Annotated in this window: 10 protein-coding genes; 2 read left to right on the forward strand and 8 right to left on the reverse strand. The window is 68.3% G+C overall.

The window, feature by feature from the left end; all coding sequences use genetic code 11:
- Window positions 1–277: 277 nt before the first annotated feature.
- The 7 genes from ACJQWL_RS10355 to ACJQWL_RS10385 all read right to left on the reverse strand — a co-directional run bounded on the left by ACJQWL_RS10355 (window position 278) and on the right by ACJQWL_RS10385 (window position 6074).
- Entirely contained in the window at window positions 278–631 is a 354-nt protein-coding gene (locus ACJQWL_RS10355; protein WP_332702334.1) for a four-helix bundle copper-binding protein, read from the reverse strand.
- A gap of 63 nt (window positions 632–694) precedes the next feature.
- Window positions 695–1255, reverse strand: a complete 561-nt coding sequence (locus tag ACJQWL_RS10360) for a DUF411 domain-containing protein (protein ID WP_411300883.1) — start codon at window positions 1253–1255, stop codon at window positions 695–697.
- A gap of 8 nt (window positions 1256–1263) precedes the next feature.
- The gene (locus ACJQWL_RS10365) at window positions 1264–1782 is read right to left on the reverse strand and encodes a YybH family protein (protein ID WP_332702330.1); all 519 of its coding nucleotides are present in this window, start codon (window positions 1780–1782) and stop codon (window positions 1264–1266) included.
- A 19-nt stretch (window positions 1783–1801) separates the two neighbouring features.
- Window positions 1802–2617: a c-type cytochrome gene (locus ACJQWL_RS10370; RefSeq protein ID WP_332702328.1), complete on the reverse strand. Its 816-nt coding sequence runs from the start codon at window positions 2615–2617 to the stop codon at window positions 1802–1804.
- Between the two features lie 23 nt (window positions 2618–2640).
- Entirely contained in the window at window positions 2641–3651 is a 1011-nt protein-coding gene (locus ACJQWL_RS10375) for a copper resistance protein B (protein WP_332702326.1), read from the reverse strand.
- A 5-nt stretch (window positions 3652–3656) separates the two neighbouring features.
- Window positions 3657–5471: a copper resistance system multicopper oxidase gene (locus tag ACJQWL_RS10380; protein WP_332702324.1), complete on the reverse strand. Its 1815-nt coding sequence runs from the start codon at window positions 5469–5471 to the stop codon at window positions 3657–3659.
- 159 nt (window positions 5472–5630) lie between these two features.
- The gene (locus ACJQWL_RS10385; protein WP_332702322.1) at window positions 5631–6074 is read right to left on the reverse strand and encodes a CopL family metal-binding regulatory protein; all 444 of its coding nucleotides are present in this window, start codon (window positions 6072–6074) and stop codon (window positions 5631–5633) included.
- A gap of 315 nt (window positions 6075–6389) precedes the next feature.
- Between ACJQWL_RS10385 and ACJQWL_RS10390 the strand changes: the two genes are divergently transcribed.
- Both ACJQWL_RS10390 and ACJQWL_RS10395 read left to right on the forward strand, forming a co-directional pair.
- A complete protein-coding gene (locus ACJQWL_RS10390; RefSeq protein ID WP_332702320.1) occupies window positions 6390–12905 on the forward strand; it encodes a PAS domain S-box protein in 6516 nt (2171 codons plus the stop codon).
- A 130-nt stretch (window positions 12906–13035) separates the two neighbouring features.
- Complete coding sequence (locus ACJQWL_RS10395) at window positions 13036–15513, forward strand: sensor domain-containing protein (RefSeq protein WP_411300884.1); 2478 nt, start codon at window positions 13036–13038, stop codon at window positions 15511–15513.
- Between the two features lie 108 nt (window positions 15514–15621).
- On the opposite strand, the gene ACJQWL_RS10400 is transcribed toward ACJQWL_RS10395, so the two are convergent.
- Window positions 15622–17559 (reverse strand): S9 family peptidase, encoded by a 1938-nt coding sequence (locus tag ACJQWL_RS10400; RefSeq protein ID WP_332702316.1) that lies wholly within the window; start codon window positions 17557–17559, stop codon window positions 15622–15624.
- Window positions 17560–17660 lie beyond the last annotated feature (101 nt).

A 17660-nucleotide genomic window follows, 5' to 3' on the forward strand; every position in this document is an offset into this window, starting at 1 on the left:
TCCTTGTGTTTGTCCGTCTCGTGGTGGGCGTCGTGCAGGATGTCGATACCGCCCTTCAGTGCGACTCCCGCAACGGCGACGCCGACGGCGAGGTCGGTCCATGCCTGCCCTGTCCAGAGTACTTTTTCCCAAGCCCGAGCATCTCGCGATGCACACACCTGTAGGAGCGGGCCATGCCCGCGACCGCCAGTCAGGTGACCGGCATCTCGGCCCTTTCTAGCGCACCTCTTGCAACCGGTTGCCGATCGCGGCTGAAGCCGCTCCTACAGGGGTTGTGCTACTGCTTCATGCTTCCGCAGCTTTCGGCGCAGCGACGGCAGATGTCGACGCAGCGCTGCATCTCGGGGTCATCGCCCATGGCCGCGCAGGAGTCGGCGCACTGGCGGCACACCTTCGCGCAGGCGCCGCAGATCACGCCGTGCACCTGCGTGCCACGCAGCATGGCATCGGCGCAGGTCGCGCAGACGTCGGCGCAGGTGGCCATCAGCGCGATGTGCCGGGCCTCGGCGTGCTTGCCGCCCTTGCCCAGGCAGTAGTTGATGGTCTCCAGGCAGATCGCGTGACACTGGGTGCAATCGTCGATGCAGCGGTTCACTTCCTGGCTGCGATGTTCGGCTCGGTGGTGGGACATTGGAGAACCCTCCTGATCGGCGGGCGATCATCGGCGCGCCCGCTTCACCGCCCCTTTTTCCGACTACTTCCCCGTCGGGCCGTGCTGCGCGAAGGGCGTGGTGGTGCCATCGCGGCCGACCAGTTCCACGGTGTACCGATGGACTGTGCCATCGGGGACTTCCATGCCGGGTGAACCCAGCGGCATGCCCGGTACCACCAGCCCCTTGGCGTCGGGCTTCTCGGCGAGCAGGCGTTTCACGTCGGCCGCCGGCACGTGACCTTCGATGAAATAGTTGCCGACCTGCGCGGTGTGGCAGGAGCCCTTCGCCAGCGGTACGCCGACCTGCTGCTTGATCGGGTTGAGGTTGTCGACGTTGCGCACCTCGACCTGGAAGCCGGCATCGCGCATGTGCTCCACCCACAGGCGACAGCAGCCGCAAAACTCGCTCTTGTGCACGACCATGTGCTCGAGTTGCAGCGCCGCATCGTCGGCGGTGGCGGCAGGCTCGACTGTCGCGGCCGGTGCCGAGGGCTTCGCCGCGGCATCGGAGATCACCGTCGGCGGCGTCTGCCGCGCGCAGGCGGGCAGCGCCATGGCGGCAAGCAATAGCGCGCCGGTAGTCAGGGCATGAAGTTTCATCATGTCTCTCCTCAGGATTTCTTCGGTCGCGAGGACCAGTGGATGTGGACGATGCGCCAGCCCTCCGGCGTGTTGTTCAACACGACCGTCTCGGTGCTCAGCAGGGTCATGGGTTTGCCGTCCCTGCTCGCGTGCAGCTCGCTTTCACTGGCGATCCAGGCGGTGTCGCCATCGACGCGTGCGCGTCGGTGGGTCAGCGTGCTGTGGGTACCGGACAGGAATTTGGCATCGGACCGGGCGTGATGGCTCAGGTACTCACTGCGGCTGCGTTCGGCGCCGCCGCTCTCCAGGATGATCACCGACGGATCGAGCAGTGTCTCGACCTCGGCGAAATCGCCGGCGACGAGCGCCTTGCCGAATGCATCGACGACTTCGACCGGCGCCTGCGCAGCGGCAGGCACGTCCATCGCGGCCGTGCTCGCCGCTGCCGGGTGGGCGTGATCGGATGAGGATGGCTGGGTCTGTGCAGGGACGGGCAGGGCCATACCGAGCAGCAGTGCGGCGCTTAGCATCGAGATTGCGGTTTTCATGGGTGCGGTTTCCCTGTGGTCAGTGTTGGTGGTCGTGGCCGTCGCCGGCCTCTGGCGCGGCCGGCTCGGGTGAGGGCGCGGACTGCGGAGCGGGGTGTGATTCGACGGTGCCGTCCGCGTGGCGGTGGGTGGTCGTCTGGTTGGAGGCCGCGGCATGGTGGTCGTCCGCCACACCGGGCGGGTGCGGGTGATCGTCTGTTGCACCCCCTGCCGCTTCACGCCCTTCGTCGTGTGCGGTCCCGGCATCGTGGTGGTCGGCGGACGCGCTTTCGGAGTGCCCGTGCTCCATCGTCTCCCCGCCGCCGTGATCATGGCCGCCGCTGCTGGCGACCAGTGCGTCGTACTGCGCGGCGTCCAGCCCGGGCAGTTCCTGCAGGAACGCGGCCATGTTCCAGACGTACTCGTCGGCCATGCTCTCGCCCCAGGCCGGCATGCCGGTGGCCTTGATGCCGTGCTTGATCACCCAGAACGCCGCGGCCGCATCCACCGCCGCCTTCGACAGGTTCGGCGGCGCCGGGTTCAGGCCCCGGCTCAGCTCGGTCTCGCCCATGCCGGGCGCGAGGTGGCAGCCCGTGCACATGGCGTCGTAGTTGCCCGCGCCCTGGCGGATGCGGGCCGGGTCGGCCAGATCGGGCGGCGGCTGCAGCTCGTCGATGCGCGTTGCGATCGATCGCTCGCGCACCGTTTGCAAGAGTGTGCTGACTGCCTGCGTGTGGTCATCGTCGGCGGCTACGTTGTAGACGCCGGACCATATGACGCCGGCGGTCACGGCCGCGACCGCGGCGATGGCGACAATGCCGCCGATGATCATTGACCTGCTTGTCGTGATTGGCATGTTGTTCCCCTTGGTGTTGCTATCTAGAACCACAGACGAACGCCCGCGACCACGCGGGTGTCGTCGACCGCCTCGCCCTCTTCGCGGTGCAGGTCGGCGGTGCCACCGTACACGCGCTCATGCACCACGCCGATATAGGGCGCGAACTGCCGGGTGAATTCGTAGCGCAGGCGCAGGCCCGCTTCGAGCTTGCCAAGGCCCGAACCGATGCCGCGGCGCGGGTCGTCCTTGCCCCAGGCTTCGGCCTCGATCAGCGACTGCAGGACCAGGCGGTTGGTGAACCGCGTGTCGTATTCGGCCTCCAGGGCGACGCCGGTCTGGCCGGACTCGCCCAGGTAGGCGGTGGCCGAGATCTCGAACATGTACGGCGCCAGGCCCATCACGCCGACCGCGGCGAAGGTCTGCGACGGGTGTTCGCCGAAATCGTGGCGGATGCCGGCCACCGCGTCCCACCAGGTGGCGACGGCGCGGCCATACAGCAGTTCGACATCCGCCGACTCGGTCGTTCCGTCGGTCCATTCGCCCTCGCTGCGTATCCACAGGCGCTCCAGGTCGTTGCCGATCCAGCCGCTGCCTTCCCAGCCCAGTGCATTGCCGTCGTCGGCGTCCCAGGTTTCCAGGCGGTTGAACTGGGCGAACCAGAGAGTCGCGGTGTCGTGGACGCTGTGACCGGCGACGTCGGGGAACGCGGCGGCGCGGTCGGCGGCGGTGATTTCGGGGATCGGCTCGCGCGGCGCGGCGTCCGCCGGTAGATCGGCGGACGTGCCCGGCAGGTCGTGACCCATGGCGGCGTGTCCCATCGCTTCTTGGTCCACCGGCGGCGGGCCTGCCTGGTTGTGGGAGTCACTGTGGGCTCCGTCGCGCTCGTCCTGCATCGGCATCGCGTGCCCGGTGTGCGGGTCGTGTTCGGGTTCCGAAGGCGGCGCGTGCCGGGAGTGCTCGGTCTGCTGCGCAAAGGCGGGCAGGACGCCGCCGGCCAGTGCAATCGCCAGGCCGAGCGCACCTAGGCGCAGACGGCTTTGGGAAGGAATCATGTCGGTCACTCCAGCACCTGCACTTCGCGGAACATGCCCGCTTCCATGTGGTACAGCAGGTGGCAGTGGTAGGCCCATCGGCCCAGCGCGTCGGCGCGCACGCGGTAGCTACGCCTGGTGCCCGGCGGCATGTCGATGGTGTGCTTGCGGACCAGGAAGTTGCCGTCCTCGTCCTCCAGGTCGCTCCACATGCCGTGCAGGTGGATCGGGTGGGTCATCATGGTGTCGTTGACCAGCACGATGCGCACGCGCTCGCCGTACTTCAGTTGCAGGGGTTCGGCCGAGGAGAACTTGATGCCGTCGAACGACCACGCGAAGCGCTCCATGTGGCCGGTCAGGTGCAGTTCGATGGTGCGGCCGGGCGCGCGGCCGTCGGGGTCGGGGAAGGCGCTGCGCAGGTCGGCGTAGGTCAGCACCCGGCGGCCGTTGTCGCGCAGGCCGATGCCGGGGTCGTCGAGTTTCGGCGCCGGGGTCATGGTCTGCATGTCGACCAGTGGGTTGTCGGTCTCGCTGGCGGGGTGGGACTGCATGCCGCCGGCACCATGATTCATGCCGGGATGGTTCATGCCGGAATGGTCCATGCCGGCGTTGGCGCTACCGGACATCGCCGACATGTCGTGTCCACCGTGCTCCATGCCGTGCTCCATGCCGCCATGCCCCATGTCGGCCATCGTCAGCACCGGTTTCGGATCGACCTGCGGCACCGCTGCGCGCAGCCCCTCGCGCACCGCCAGCGTGCCGCTGACGTAGCCGGTGCGGCCGAGGTCCTGGGCGAAGATGGTGAACGCATCCTGCCCGGTGGGCTCGACGATCACGTCGAAGGTCTCGGCCGTCGCGATACGGAACTCGTCGACCGATACCGGCCGCACGTAAAGCCCGTCGGCGGCGACCACGGTCATCTTCAGACCGGGGATGCGTACGTCGAAATGGGTCATCGACGAGCCGTTGATGAAGCGCAGCCGCACCTTCTCGCCGGAGCGGAACAGACCGGTCCAGTTGCCCAGCGACGTGGTGCCATTCAGCAGGTAGGTGTAGGTGTTGCCGTTGACGTCCGACAGGTCGGTCGGGCTCATCCGCATCTCGCCCCACAGCTTGCGGTTCTGCACCGTGTCCGCGAGGCCGTGCTCCTGCACGTCGTCGATGAAGTCGCCGACGGTGCGCTGGGACATGTTGTCGTAGTGCGACATCTTCTTGAGCCGGGAGAACAGCGCGGTGGGGTCCAGGTCGGTCCAGTCGCTCAGCAGCACCACGTAGTCGCGCTCATAGCGGAACGGCTCAGGCTCCAGCGGATCGATCACCAGCGCGCCATAGACGCCGGCCTGCTCCTGGAACGCGGAATGGCTGTGATACCAGTAGGTGCCACCCTGGATCACGTCGAAGCGGTAGGGGTAGGTCTTGCCACGATGGATGCCGTCGAAGCTCAGCCCCGGCACGCCGTCCATGTTGGCCGGCAGCAGGATGCCGTGCCAGTGCAGCGAGGTGGAATGGCCGTGGATGGAATTTTCCGGCAGGCGGTTGGAAACGCGCAGGTTGACCGTGTCGCCCTCGCGCCAGCGCAGCAGCGGCGCCGGCACCGAGCCGTTGACGGTGATGCCGGTGCGGGTGGCGCCGGTGAAATTGAGCGGCGTCTCGCCGATGGCCAAGTCGAACTCGGTGCCGGCCAGCACGGTTTTCTGGCCGAGCGACTTGAGCGCCCAGACCGGCTCCGGCCACAGGCCGAGCCCTGCAATTGCGCCGCCGGCGGCGAGGCCCTGCACGAACCGGCGCCGCGACGGGGTGGCCGGATCGAGCGGTCCGGAACCCGAAGAACTGAATGCCATGTATGACTCCACTGGGGAACGTTGTTTTCTGCCGCGGAACGGCCGCCGCATGCCGGACATGCCGGACATCCGATACGCGGCACGAGCGGGTTGGACCGGGCAGGAACCGGACGCAGCGCACTCAGGTGCTGGACGCGCCACGCAAGGCACCGCAAGGACTCAGCCGATTGGCGGCCGGATCAGATGCGGCAGGACAGGCGGAGGATGGCCGCTCATGAGCGCGCCGGCCTCGCCGCTGTGGCCGACGACCGCCCCGTGCGGCAGGAGGGCCGCGGGCGTCCCCATCGCGAGTTGCAGGCAGGCGCAGCTGCACGCTGACGGTTCGCAGCATCCGGCGTGGGTCTGGTCCGGGCCGTGCTGCATGCCGGAGTCACGAGGCGCGGGCGTCGCTCCGCCCGCGTGTGGACCCGCCTCCTCGTGGCAGGGTCCGGCTGCATGCCCTGCGGCGAGGATATCCGGCGGCGGCGGCGAAAGCCGGGCGTCCTGGACCGCGGCAACGCCACGCTCCAGGGGGACGTGCTCGGCCGACACGGCGTGGCCCGCCCCGTTCAGAAACAGGCTGACGCACAGCAGCAGGCGCAGAAGGATGGCGTGACAAGACATCAGGCCGACACTTTACCCGGAAGCACTTGGCGGTTGCTCACCGATCCGTAAACGTGGCGCTCAGGGGGGCGGTCGCACCGTGCGTATTAGATGCGAGTGCGCCGCAACCGGCTCGCGCCAGCGCGAAGCAGGTTTCAGCATCATCATGTGACGTGAAATTACGCTGTACGGCGTATAACCAAGGGGTTCCCGCCATTTGCCAGCGGAGGCGGCCCTTCGATGAGTGAGCGCAACGCTCGCGATGAGTACGTGAAACCTGTCGCCGGTGCCCGCGAGGCACCGCCGAGCGATGGGGCGTCCGTGGCTGACGGGGGCATGGATCTGGTTGCCGCGGGACGACTGCACGAACTGAGCATGCGCCTGGTCAGCCGCGGCGACCAGGCAAGCCTGTTGCAGGACATCGTCGATGCGGCGGTCGAACTCACCGGTGCCGACGCCGGCAACGCGCAGCTGCTGGAGCGGCATTCCGACGATCACGTGGTATTGCGCCTGAGCGCCAGTCGGGGGCTCGATCTCGCGTTCCAAAGCTACTTCGATCTCGTCGACGGCGCCGATTCTGCATGCGGGGTGGCCATGCAGCACGGCGGACGGGTCGTCGTGGAGGATGTAGTCAGCAGTCCGGTGTTCACCGAGGAAGCACGCCGGGTGATCCTCGATGCCGGGTTCGTGGCCGTGCAGTCGACGCCGATGCGCAGCCGCTCGGGCGAGTTGCTCGGAATGTTGTCCACGCACTACCGCGACCACGCGCCCACCCGCGGCGACCTGCGCCTGATCGACCTGCTGGCGCGCCAGGCCGCCGACTGGATCGAGCGCATGCGGGCCGATGAGCGTGCGCGTCGCAGCGCGCAGCAGCTCCATGCGATCGCCCAGGCGACGCTGGCCATGGGCACGGCGCCGACCATCGAGGCCAAGCTGCAGATATGCACCGACCGGGTGCGCGAGATCATCGGTACGCACCAGTGCGTGATCAGCGTGCGCAACGGCGATGGCGAGGGCGGCGACGGCGGCAACCGCGACGACGATGGCGACTGGTCGCCCGCCGTCACCAGTGTGTCCCTCTCGGACAAGTACCGGCAATCGCGCAATCTCGGGAAGCAGGTGCGCGGCAGCGGCATCTTCGCCGAGGTCGGCCGCAGCAACCGGCCGATGCGGCTGACCCACGAACAACTGCTCGCGCATCCGGCATGGCGCGGGTCCAGCGAGGGTGCCGAGGGCCACCCGCCGCTGCGGGGTTGCCTGGCCGCGCCGCTGATCGGCGGCGACGGGCGCAACATCGGCGTGGTGCAGGTTTCCGACAAGCACGTCGGCGAATTCACCGACGAGGACGAATCGATCCTGGTGCAACTGGCGCAGTACGCTTCGGCCGTGATCGATGCCGCGCAGGGGCAGCAGGCGCTGAACGCCAGCCAGGCGCGGTACCGGAACATCGTCAATCACACCATCACCGGCGTGGTCCAGACCGACGCGGCCGGCCGGATCACCTTCGTCAATCAATGCTGGTGCGAGATGCTCGGCTACAGCGAGCAGGAGATGCTGGGGCTGAACATCACCGACGTCACCGACGCGGTCAGCCTCGCACAGACCGGCGAGGCGGTGCGACGGTTGGCAGAGGGTGGCCCGGCCTTCACCATCGAGAAGTGCTACCGGCGCAAGGACGGTGGCGCGCTGTGGGCCACCAGCAGCGTCAATGCCCTGCGTGGCCCGGACGGCGAATACCTGGGCCTGAGCGCGGTGGTGCTGGACATCAGCAGCCGCAAGCGCGCCGAGACCCTGCAGACCGGGCTGTCCGGCGTGCTGGAGCGCATCGCCAGGGGCGAGCCGCTGCCGGAGGTGCTGCACGCATTGGTCGACGTGGTCGAGGCCGTATCCGAAGACGGGATGGTCGCCTCGGTGCTGCTGCTCGACCGCGACCGCGCGCACCTGCGCCATGGCGCAGCACCAAGCCTGCCGGAGGCATACAACCAGGCCGTCGACGGCATTGCCATCGGCCCAAGGGCCGGCAGCTGCGGCACCGCGGTGTACCGCCGCGAGCCGGTCTACGTGAGCGACATCGCCACCGATCCGCTGTGGGACGACTACCGTGATGTCGCCGTGCCCTGCGGATTGCGTGCGTGCTGGTCCACGCCGATCCTGTCCAGCGAAGACGAGGTGCTGGGGACCTTTGCGCTGTACTACCGCGAACCGCAGGAATCCAGCCCGCAGGACAGCGAGATCATCCGCATCGCCACGCGCACCGCGGCGGTGGCGATCGAGCGTGCACGCGTGGAAGAGGCCCTGCACCAGAGCGGCGAGCAGTTCCGCCGGGCCGTCCAGGACGCGCCCATCCCGGTAATGATGCACGCCGAGGACGGCGAGGTATTGCAGCTGAGCCACGCATGGACCGAGCTCACCGGATACGGACTGCACGACGTCGCGCAACTGCGCTACTGGCTGACCCAGGCCTACGGCAACGACATCCTTGACGCGGTGCGCGGCGTGTTCGACCGCGGCGGCACTCTGGCGACGGACTTCGAGTTCGACACCCGCGCCGGCGAGCGCCGTACCTGGAGCTTCAGCGCCTCCTCCCCGGGCACTCTGCGCGACGGGCGACGGTTCGTGATCGCGATGGCGCTGGACATCACCGAACGCAAGCAGGCGCAGCGACGCAACGAGTTCCTGCTGCGGCTGGACGCGGCGCTGCGGATGCTGGTCGAACCGGAGACGATGCTCGCCGCCGCCGGTGCGCTGTTGCGCGGGCACCTCGATGCCGACCGCGTGATCTTCGCCGAGGTCCACCAGGACGAGGACCACAGCACGATGCTCGGGGATTTCCGGCGCGGCGACATGCCCGCAATGCGCGGCGCCCGGCGTATCGGGGATTTCGGAGGCGCTCTGCTGCGGGCCATGCTCGAGGACCGGGTGTTCACGATCGAGGACGCCGAAACCGATCCACGTATCGCCGGCCACCTCGACCTGCATCGGGCACTGCACGCGCGGGCAAGCCTGTCGGTGCCGCTGCACAAGGGCGGCCGGCTGGCGGCTGTGCTGGCGGTGCACCGCAAGTTCCCTCGCGCCTGGGTCGAAGACGAAACCGAGTTGTGCCGCATCGTCGCGCACCGCTGCTGGGAGTCGATCGAGCGTGCGCGCGTGACCCGTGCGCTGGCCGACCGCGAGGGCCGCTACCGGGCGCTGTTCGATTCTGTCGACCAGGGCTACTGCGTGGTCGAGGTGCTGCTGGACGATGCCGGCGAGCCGGTCGACTACCGCTTCCTCGAAACCAACCCGGCGTTCGTCGATCAGACTGATCTGCACGATGCGGAAGGCAAGACCATGCGGGCACTAGTGCCCGGCCTCGAGCAGGGTTGGGTCGAGGCGTACGCGCGCGTCGCGCTGACCGGCGAGCCGGCCCGTTTCGAGGCATCGGCGGATGCGATGGGCCGCTGGTTCGACGTCTACGCCTGCCGCATCGATGCGCCGCATCTGCGGCACGTCGCAATCCTGTTCCGCGACATCAGCGGGCGCAAGCGTGAGGAACTCAACCTCGAGTTTCTGTCCAGGGTCAGCCGTGAGCTGTCGGTACTGACCGACGCCCACGCGATCATGCGCACGATCGGGGCCATGATGCGCTTGCACTTCGGTCTGCTCTGGCTGACCTTCGGCGAGGTGGACGAAGCCGCCGAGCATCTGAGGCTCGTCTACCGCACGGAGGGTGCGCAGCCCGAGATCGGACCCGGGCCGCACCGTTTCTCGGACTTCGTCAGCAAGCCGTTCCTGGAGGCGTTGCGCGCCGGTGAAGTCGTCGTGGTCGACGATGTCGCCAGCGATCCGCGCACCGTCGATCTCTCCGAGGCATACATGGAGCACGGAGTGAGGTCGCAGGTGGTGGTGCCGTTCTTCAGTGAGGGACACTGGAAATTCGTGCTGGCCGCGCACCGCGACCACGTCTCGAATTGGCAGTCCGGGGAGGTCGACCTGCTGCGCGAGCTGACCGCACGCATCCACCTGCGGCTCGAGCGCGCCGATGCCGAGACTGCCTTGCGCAAGAGCGAGCGCCGGTTCGCCTCCATATTCAACCAGGCCGGCGGCGGGATCTCCTACACCGATGTCGATGGCCGCTTCAGCATGGTCAACGATCGCTACTGCGAAATCGTCGGGCACAGCCGCGAGCAGTTGATCGGCATGTGCATGCAGGACCTGGTCCATCCCGAAGACCTGCCGGTCAGCAATGTCCTGTTTGAGCGCATGCTCGACAACGGCCAGGCGTTCGCCGTCGACCAGCGTTGTGTGCAAGCCGACGGCGGCATGGTCTGGGTCAGCAGCGATGTCTCGCCGATCAGAAATGACAGCGGCGCGATCATCGCGGCGATGGCGGTCACCCAGGACATCACCCAGCGCAAGCGGGTCGAGGATCGTGACCGCCTGCTGGTGGCGGTCGACGATGCCGCGATGCCGCTGTCGGACCCCGACGAAATCGCGCTGGCGGTGGTCCGTGTGCTCGGCGAGCACCTCAAGCTGGACGGCGCGGCCTATGTCGAGGTCGACGCCGATGAGGACTGGGAAACGGTGGTCGGCAACTACAGCCCCGGGCTGCCGAGCATCGCGGGGCGTTTTCGCCTGTCGGATTTCGGCGAGGTCCTGCACGATGCGATGCGCGCCGGACGGCCGTTCTGGGAGGATGATGTCGAGCACGAGGGGCTCACCGAGCAGCAGCGTGCGCGCTACGCGGAACTGCAGATCCGCGCGATCCTGGCCGTTCCGCTGCGCAAGGACGGTCGGCTGGTGGCGACCATCAGTGGTTACCAGGGCACGCCGCGGGCATGGAGCGACGATGAAATCGAATGGACCCGGCTGGTGGCGAACCGGTGCTGGGAGTCCATCGAACGCGCGCGCGCGATGCGTGGCCTTGCCGAAAACGAGGAGCGCCTGCGCGTCGCGCTCGACACCGGCCGGCTGGGCTCGTGGGAGCTGTGCCTGCCGGGACGGGAATTCAGCGGCGACGAGCTGTGCCGCGCCCACCTCGGCCTGCCCCCCGACGCGCCGCTGGACTACACCCGCTTTCTCGATCAACTGGTGCACCCCGACGACCGCGAGCTCCTGAAGCGCCAGGTGATGAAGGCCGTGACCCAGGTGGAGGATTTCGACGCGGAGTTCCGAGCGAACTGGCCCAATGGCAGCCTGCACTGGATCATCGCGCGCGGCCGCGTGTTCTACGACCCCGCCGGCGAGCCGACCCGGGTCGCCGGCGTCAGCCTGGACATCACCGACCGCAAGCGCGTGGAGGAGGCGCTACGGGTCAGCGACGAGCGCGCATCGCTGGCGCTGACCGTGGCTAAGCTCGGCACCTGGAGCTGGGAGCCCGCGCCGGGCACGATCCGCGTGGATGCGCGCACGCGCGAGATCTGCGGCCTCGAACCAGACGCCTCGCCGTCGCTGGAGGAGATCGCCGCCCGCATTCATCCCGGGGACCGGCCGCGCGTGATCGCTGCGTTGAAGGCCGCGACGCGACCGGAGGGTGACGGCCGCTATGGCGAGGAGTTTCGCTGGGTCCACCGCGACGGCAGCATCCGCTGGGCCGTGTCGCGCGGGCAGACGCTGTTCGACGAGGCCAACAGCGACCACGAGCGCGATGACGAGTCCCCGCGCCGGCCGCTGCTGATGCTCGGATCGGTGCTCGACATCACCGAGCGCAAGCAGACCGAGGAATCGCTGCGCGACATCGACCGGCGCAAGGACGAGTTCCTGGCGACGCTGGCACACGAGCTGCGCAACCCGCTCGCGCCGATCCGCAACTGCCTGCACATCCTGCGGATGAAGCACGACGACGAGCCCGACGCCGCCCAACTTCACGAGATGATGGAACGCCAGGTCAAGCACCTGGTGCGGCTGGTCGACGACCTCATGGAGGTCTCGCGCGTGACCCGCGGCAACATCGAGCTGCGCTGCGAGCGGATCGACCTGTCGGAGGTGGTGCGCAACTCAGTGGAGACCAGCAAGCCACTGATCGATGCCGGCCAGCACCACATCGAGATCGACCTGCCGGACGAGCCGTTGCCGCTACACGTCGATCCGGTGCGGATGTCGCAGGTGTTCGCCAACCTTCTCAACAACGCGGCCAAGTACAGCCACAGCGGTGGCCGGATCAGGCTGGCCGCCCGCCGCGAGGGCGATTGCGTGGTGGTCTCGGTGCGCGACAACGGCCTGGGCATTGCGCCGGACATGCTGCCGCGGGTGTTCGACATGTTCGCGCAGATCGACCAGTCGCGGGGCTACGCGCAGGGTGGGCTGGGCATCGGCCTGACCCTGGTGCGCAGCCTGGTCGCGCTGCACGACGGGCAGGTCGAGGCGCGCAGCGAAGGCCTCGGCCATGGCAGCGAATTCGTGGTCCGCCTGCCGCTGCACACGCCTCGCGCGGTGGCGGCCGGCCCCACCGCACCTGAAGGCGACGGCAGCCAGCAGATGGTGCACCGCATTCTGGTGGTCGATGACAATCATGAGAGTGCCGACTCGCTGGCGCTGTTCCTGCGCATTTCCGGCCACGAGGTGCGTGCGGCCTATGGCGGGTCGGACGGGATCGAAGCCACCGCATCGTTCCGGCCCGACGTGGTGCTGCTCGACCTGGGCATGCCGCAACCGGACGGGCACGAGGTGTGCCGACAGCTCAGGCAGCAGCCCTGGGGCGCGGACATCGTGTTGATCGCGGTGACCGGCTGGGGCCAGAGCGAAGACCGGCGCCGCAGCGAGCAGAGCGGGTTCGATGCGCATGTGGTCAAGCCGGTCGAGCCGGCCGCCCTGATGGCGCTGGTGGATTCGCTGCGGCGGCTCAAGCACCGCCAGCGCGCAGCGCCTTTGTAGGAGCGCCCCATGGGCGCGATCGCCGTACTACGCATGGCACGGTCGCGCCCATGGGGCGCTCCCACAGGCACGGGCGCAAGGTCACAACCCATTCACCACAGCTGCCCCCGGGTGGGACTAGATTGGCGACATGGATGCCGATCGCGACCGCTCCGCCGACGCAAACGATCTACGCCCCGCGACAAGCGCGCTGCTGGACCAGGCGCAGGCGCAGTATCGCTTCCTGTTCGACCACAATCCGATCCCGATGTGGGTGTTCGAGCTGGAGACCTTGAAATTCCTGGCGGTCAATGACGCGGCCCTGGAGCACTACGGCTACGGCCGCGGCGAACTGCTCGAAATGACCGTGCTGAACATACGCCCGCCCGAGCACAGGCAGGCCATGCGGGACGCGGCGCAGTCGGACGCCGCGCACGTGCAGGGACGCGTGTGGACTCATCGGCGCCGCGACGGCAGCACCCTGCGCGCGGAGATCCACCTGCACGATGTCGAATTCGACGGCCAGCCGGCGCGGCTCGTGGCCGCCCACGATGTGACCGAGCGCGAGTGCAGCGAGCAGCGTTTCCGGCTGATCGCGCGCGCCACTAGCGATGCCATCTACGACTGGGACATCGTCAAGGACACGCTGTGGCTCAGCGACAGCTTCTACAGCGGCTTCGGCCATGACCGGGAACAAATGCCCTCGGCCACGCAGACATGGCAGTCGCTGATCCACCCTGGCGACATCGAGGCGGTCCGGGCGAGCCTGCAGCGCGTGCTCGCCTCCGACCGGCTTGAGTGGGAGCACGAATATCGGTTCCAGCGAGGCGACGGGAGCCATGCCGAGGTGCTCGATCGCGGCTTCCTGATGCGCGATGCCCGCGGCGCACCGATCCGCATGGTCGGCGGCATGCTCGACCTGACCGAGAAACACCGCGTGGCGGCCGAGTTGCGCCTGCTGCGCCGTGCGGTGGAGAACACCGACAGCGGGATCGTGGTCACCGATGCGGTCGCCGAGGACCACCCGATCGTCTACGTCAACCCGGCGTTCGAGCGGATCAGCGGCTACGACGCCGATGAAGTGCTGGGCCGCAACTGCCGTTTCCTGCAGGGCGAGGACCGTGACCAGCCGGCGCTTGCCGCCGTGCGCCATGCCCTGGCCGAGGGGCGCGGTACCACGGTCACGATGCGCAACTACCGCAAGAACGGCGAGCTGTTCTGGAATGATTTCCATCTCGATGCGCTGCACGACGAACAAGGATGCGTGACCCATCACGTCGGCGTCTTGGCCGATGTCACCGAGCGGCATCGCTATGAGGAGCAACTCGCCTGGCGCGCGACCCATGACGACCTGACCGGCCTGCCCAACCGTGAGCTGCTGCTGGACCGGCTGGGGCAGGCAGTGCGCAATGCCGCGCGTTACCGGCGGCAGGTGGCGGTGATATTCGTCGACCTGGATGACTTCAAACTGGTCAATGAGAACCTCGGGCACGGCGCCGGCGATGCGGTGCTGCGCACCATCGCCAGGCGCCTGTCGGCGCTGGTGAGCGACACCGACAGCGTCGGCCGGTTCGGCGGCGACGAGTTCGTGATGGTGCTCAACGAGGTTTCCGACCGGCGCAGCCTGGACCAGGTGCTCGAGCGCGCGACCGCGCAGGTGTCCGAACCCATCGAGATCGAGGGAGTGAGCTACACGCTGACGCCGAGCATCGGCTACTGCACCTATCCCGAATCGGGCACCACCGCCGAGTCGCTGCTGATGCGCGCCGACCTGGCGATGTACCAGGCCAAGCAGCAGGGCCGCAACCGCGCGGTGCCCTACCAGCCGGAGTTCGACAGCGAGGTGTCGCAGCGGTTGCGGTTGATCTCGCGGCTGCGCGAGGCGCTGGCGCGCGAGGAGTTCTGCCTGGTGTTCCAGCCGATCTTCTCGCCGCTGGGGCGGCCGCTGGGGCTGGAGGCATTGCTGCGCTGGGAGCATCCGGAGTTCGGCGAGCTGCCGCCGGGCCAGTTCATTGCGGTGTGCGAGGAAAGCGGGTTGATCGTCGAGATTGGCCGCTGGGTGCTGATGGAAGCGGCGCGGCATCACCGCATGCTGGTCGATGCCGGGCTGGGGCACGTGCGGTTGGCGGTGAACGTGTCGGCCGCGCAGTTCACCGAGGACCTGCATGCCGATGTCGTGCGCGCGATGCAGGCCGGTTCGCTGCCGCCCGGCGCGCTCGAGCTGGAACTGACCGAGAGCGTGATCATGGCCCACCCCGAGCGCGCGATCGACACGATGCAGCGCCTGGCGACCTTGGGGGTGAGCATCTCGATCGACGACTTCGGTACCGGTTACTCCAGCCTGGCCTACCTGAAGCGGCTGCCGATAGACCGGCTAAAGATCGACCGCTCGTTCGTGCGCGACCTGCACGAAGACGCCAACGACCGTTCGATCTGCCAGTCGGTGATCAGCCTGGCCCAGTCACTCGGCCTGGATACGGTGGCCGAGGGCGTGGAGACGCAGGAGCAGCTCGACTGGCTGCGGCAGCATGGAATCGGCGAGCTGCAGGGGTTCCTGCTGGGACGGCCGGGCTCGTTCGAGTCGGTCGTGGACAAGCTGCGCAACGCCGGCAGCGCTGCCCAGGCGTAGGGTGGGCACGCTCTTGCGGCCGGCGACGGTGGGCACGAAAAGCGTGCCCACCCTACGTTCTTGCGACGATTGGAGCTCGCAAGCCGTAGCCAGGGCGCTGCGGCGGAATCAGACGTCGGCTCTCTGCCCGGCCCAGCGCTGCACCCAGTCGGTCAGTCGGCGGTGGTAGTCGACTCGGTGGCTGGGCTTGCCGCTGCCGGACAACGAGTGGCTGCCGCCGGGATAGACCACCATCTGCACCGGCGATTTCGAGCAGCGGATCAGGTTGGCGAACAGCTCTTCGGCCTGGCCAAGCGGACAGCGCTGGTCGTCCTCGCCTTGCAGGATCAAGGTCGCCGCGCCGACATCGATGCAGTACTTGACCGGCGACAGGGCGTGGTAGCGCTCGCGCACCTCGTTGATCTCACCGTCCATTGCGTACGGGCTGACGTAGTAGCCGCTGTCGGACGAGCCCGCATGCGATTCGATATTGCTGACCGGTGCCGATACCACCGCGGCCTTGAACACGTCGCACTGGCCGATCGACCACGCGCTCAGGAAGCCGCCGTAGGATTTGCCGGTACAGGCCAGGCGCTCGTCGGCCAGGCCTTCGTCCTGCAGCGTCCGGATGACCGCCAGATACTGCGGCAGGTCGAGTTCGCCCCAGTGGCCGCGCAGGCGCCGCGCGAACTCGCCGCCGTAGCTGCCCGAGCCGACCGCATGCGGCGACAGCACCGCCCATCCGCGCGAACACAGGGCATACCAGTGCACATGCGCGGCATAGTCGATCAGGGTGTAACTGTGCGGGCCGCCGTGCATGTCGACCAGCAGCGGATAGGGACCGGACGTTTCCTCCGGCGGCAGCAGCAGCCAGGCCTCGATGATTTCGGTGCCGCCGTTGCCATCGGGCACCTCGAACCCGCGCTTGGACACCCGCGGGCGGCTGCGGCGGGCAAACCAGGCGCGGTTGAAAGCGCTGTGGCGCTGCTCGTCCCCGCCGTCCCAGCGCGCCGAATGCACCTCGCAGGGTCGGCGCATGCTGGCGACGCCGAACAGCAGCCGGTCGCGGTGCTGTGCCAGTTGCAGCACGTGGCGCAGGTCGGCGTGCAGGCGCCGGGTAGGCCCGCCGCGCACGCCGACGATGGCGATTTCCTGAAGGCCGCGGTATGCGGCGATGACCGCCAGCCGGTCGCCGTCGGGGTGCCACAACGGGTTTCCGGTGGCTATTTCGAGCTCCCGGTCGAGACGCTCCAGCGAGCCCTGGGCGACTTCGAGCAGCCACAGCCCCAGCAGCGAGTCGCCTTCGCGCTCGCTGCCAACGAATGCGATCCAGCGCCCGTCGGGCGACCAGGCCGCGCCCTGGACCGAAGCGAGGTCGTGCGTGACCTGTCGTGCGTTGGCACCGTCGGCATCGGCCAGCCACAGGTCGCTGCGATGGCGCTCCCGGCCGGCGCGCTTGCGGGTGTACGCCAGCGAGCGGCCGTCGGGTGACCAGGATCCCCCACTGACGTCGAAGTCGCCTTCGACCAGCGCGGTGAGCGCGCCGCTGTCAGCATCCAATGCGCACAGATGGCTTCGATGGCCGGTCGAGTAGCCGCTGCCGTCGAGCTTGTAGGGCAGGAAGTTGGCGACCACCGGGCCTTCGGCCGGCGGGTCTGCCGCGGGCGCATTGCGGTCTTCGCACCAGTCGACCTGAACGGTTGCGAGCAGCCGGTGGCCGTCGTGGGACCAGCCCAGGATCGATTGGATGTGCTCGTCGGTCAGCGCGGCCGCCTCACCGCCGTCGAGCGGGAGCAGGTGGACCTTCGTGCTGTTGCCATCGCGCCTCGACAGGAAGGCGAGGGTGCTGCCGTCGGGGCTCAGCCGCGGCGACTGCGCGCTGAATGCGGGCGAGGTGAGCGGGCATGGATCGTCGCCGGCCGCGATCCGCCACACCATCGATTCGTAGTGATCGGCTTGCTGCAGGGCGCGGCTCACCAGGACCACTGCACGGCCGTGGCTGGCCGACCCGTCGAGGGCCTGCAAGGTGCGGTGGCGGTAGAGGTCTTCGGGCTCGAAACGCTTCATGAGGTCCTTCTCGCAGCGTTGTCGAGATGTCCTGCCTGGGGCGTGTCTTCAATGCCCGCTCGCCGCCGCCCGCTCGCCGCCACATAAAAGAACGCCCCGGG

This window comes from Novilysobacter viscosus, from assembly GCF_046600715.1.
Lineage (GTDB): Bacteria > Pseudomonadota > Gammaproteobacteria > Xanthomonadales > Xanthomonadaceae > Lysobacter_C > Lysobacter_C viscosus.

Coding starts and splice junctions, on each gene's coding strand:
- ACJQWL_RS10370 (WP_332702328.1), bottom strand. CDS start 2,617: ATGCCAATCACGACAAGCAGGTCAATGATCATCGGCGGCATTGTCGCC.
- ACJQWL_RS10395 (WP_411300884.1), top strand. CDS start 13,036: ATGGATGCCGATCGCGACCGCTCCGCCGACGCAAACGATCTACGCCCC.
- ACJQWL_RS10355 (WP_332702334.1), bottom strand. CDS start 631: ATGTCCCACCACCGAGCCGAACATCGCAGCCAGGAAGTGAACCGCTGC.
- ACJQWL_RS10385 (WP_332702322.1), bottom strand. CDS start 6,074: ATGTCTTGTCACGCCATCCTTCTGCGCCTGCTGCTGTGCGTCAGCCTG.
- ACJQWL_RS10390 (WP_332702320.1), top strand. CDS start 6,390: ATGGATCTGGTTGCCGCGGGACGACTGCACGAACTGAGCATGCGCCTG.
- ACJQWL_RS10400 (WP_332702316.1), bottom strand. CDS start 17,559: ATGAAGCGTTTCGAGCCCGAAGACCTCTACCGCCACCGCACCTTGCAG.
- ACJQWL_RS10380 (WP_332702324.1), bottom strand. CDS start 5,471: ATGGCATTCAGTTCTTCGGGTTCCGGACCGCTCGATCCGGCCACCCCG.
- ACJQWL_RS10375 (WP_332702326.1), bottom strand. CDS start 3,651: ATGATTCCTTCCCAAAGCCGTCTGCGCCTAGGTGCGCTCGGCCTGGCG.
- ACJQWL_RS10365 (WP_332702330.1), bottom strand. CDS start 1,782: ATGAAAACCGCAATCTCGATGCTAAGCGCCGCACTGCTGCTCGGTATG.
- ACJQWL_RS10360 (WP_411300883.1), bottom strand. CDS start 1,255: ATGATGAAACTTCATGCCCTGACTACCGGCGCGCTATTGCTTGCCGCC.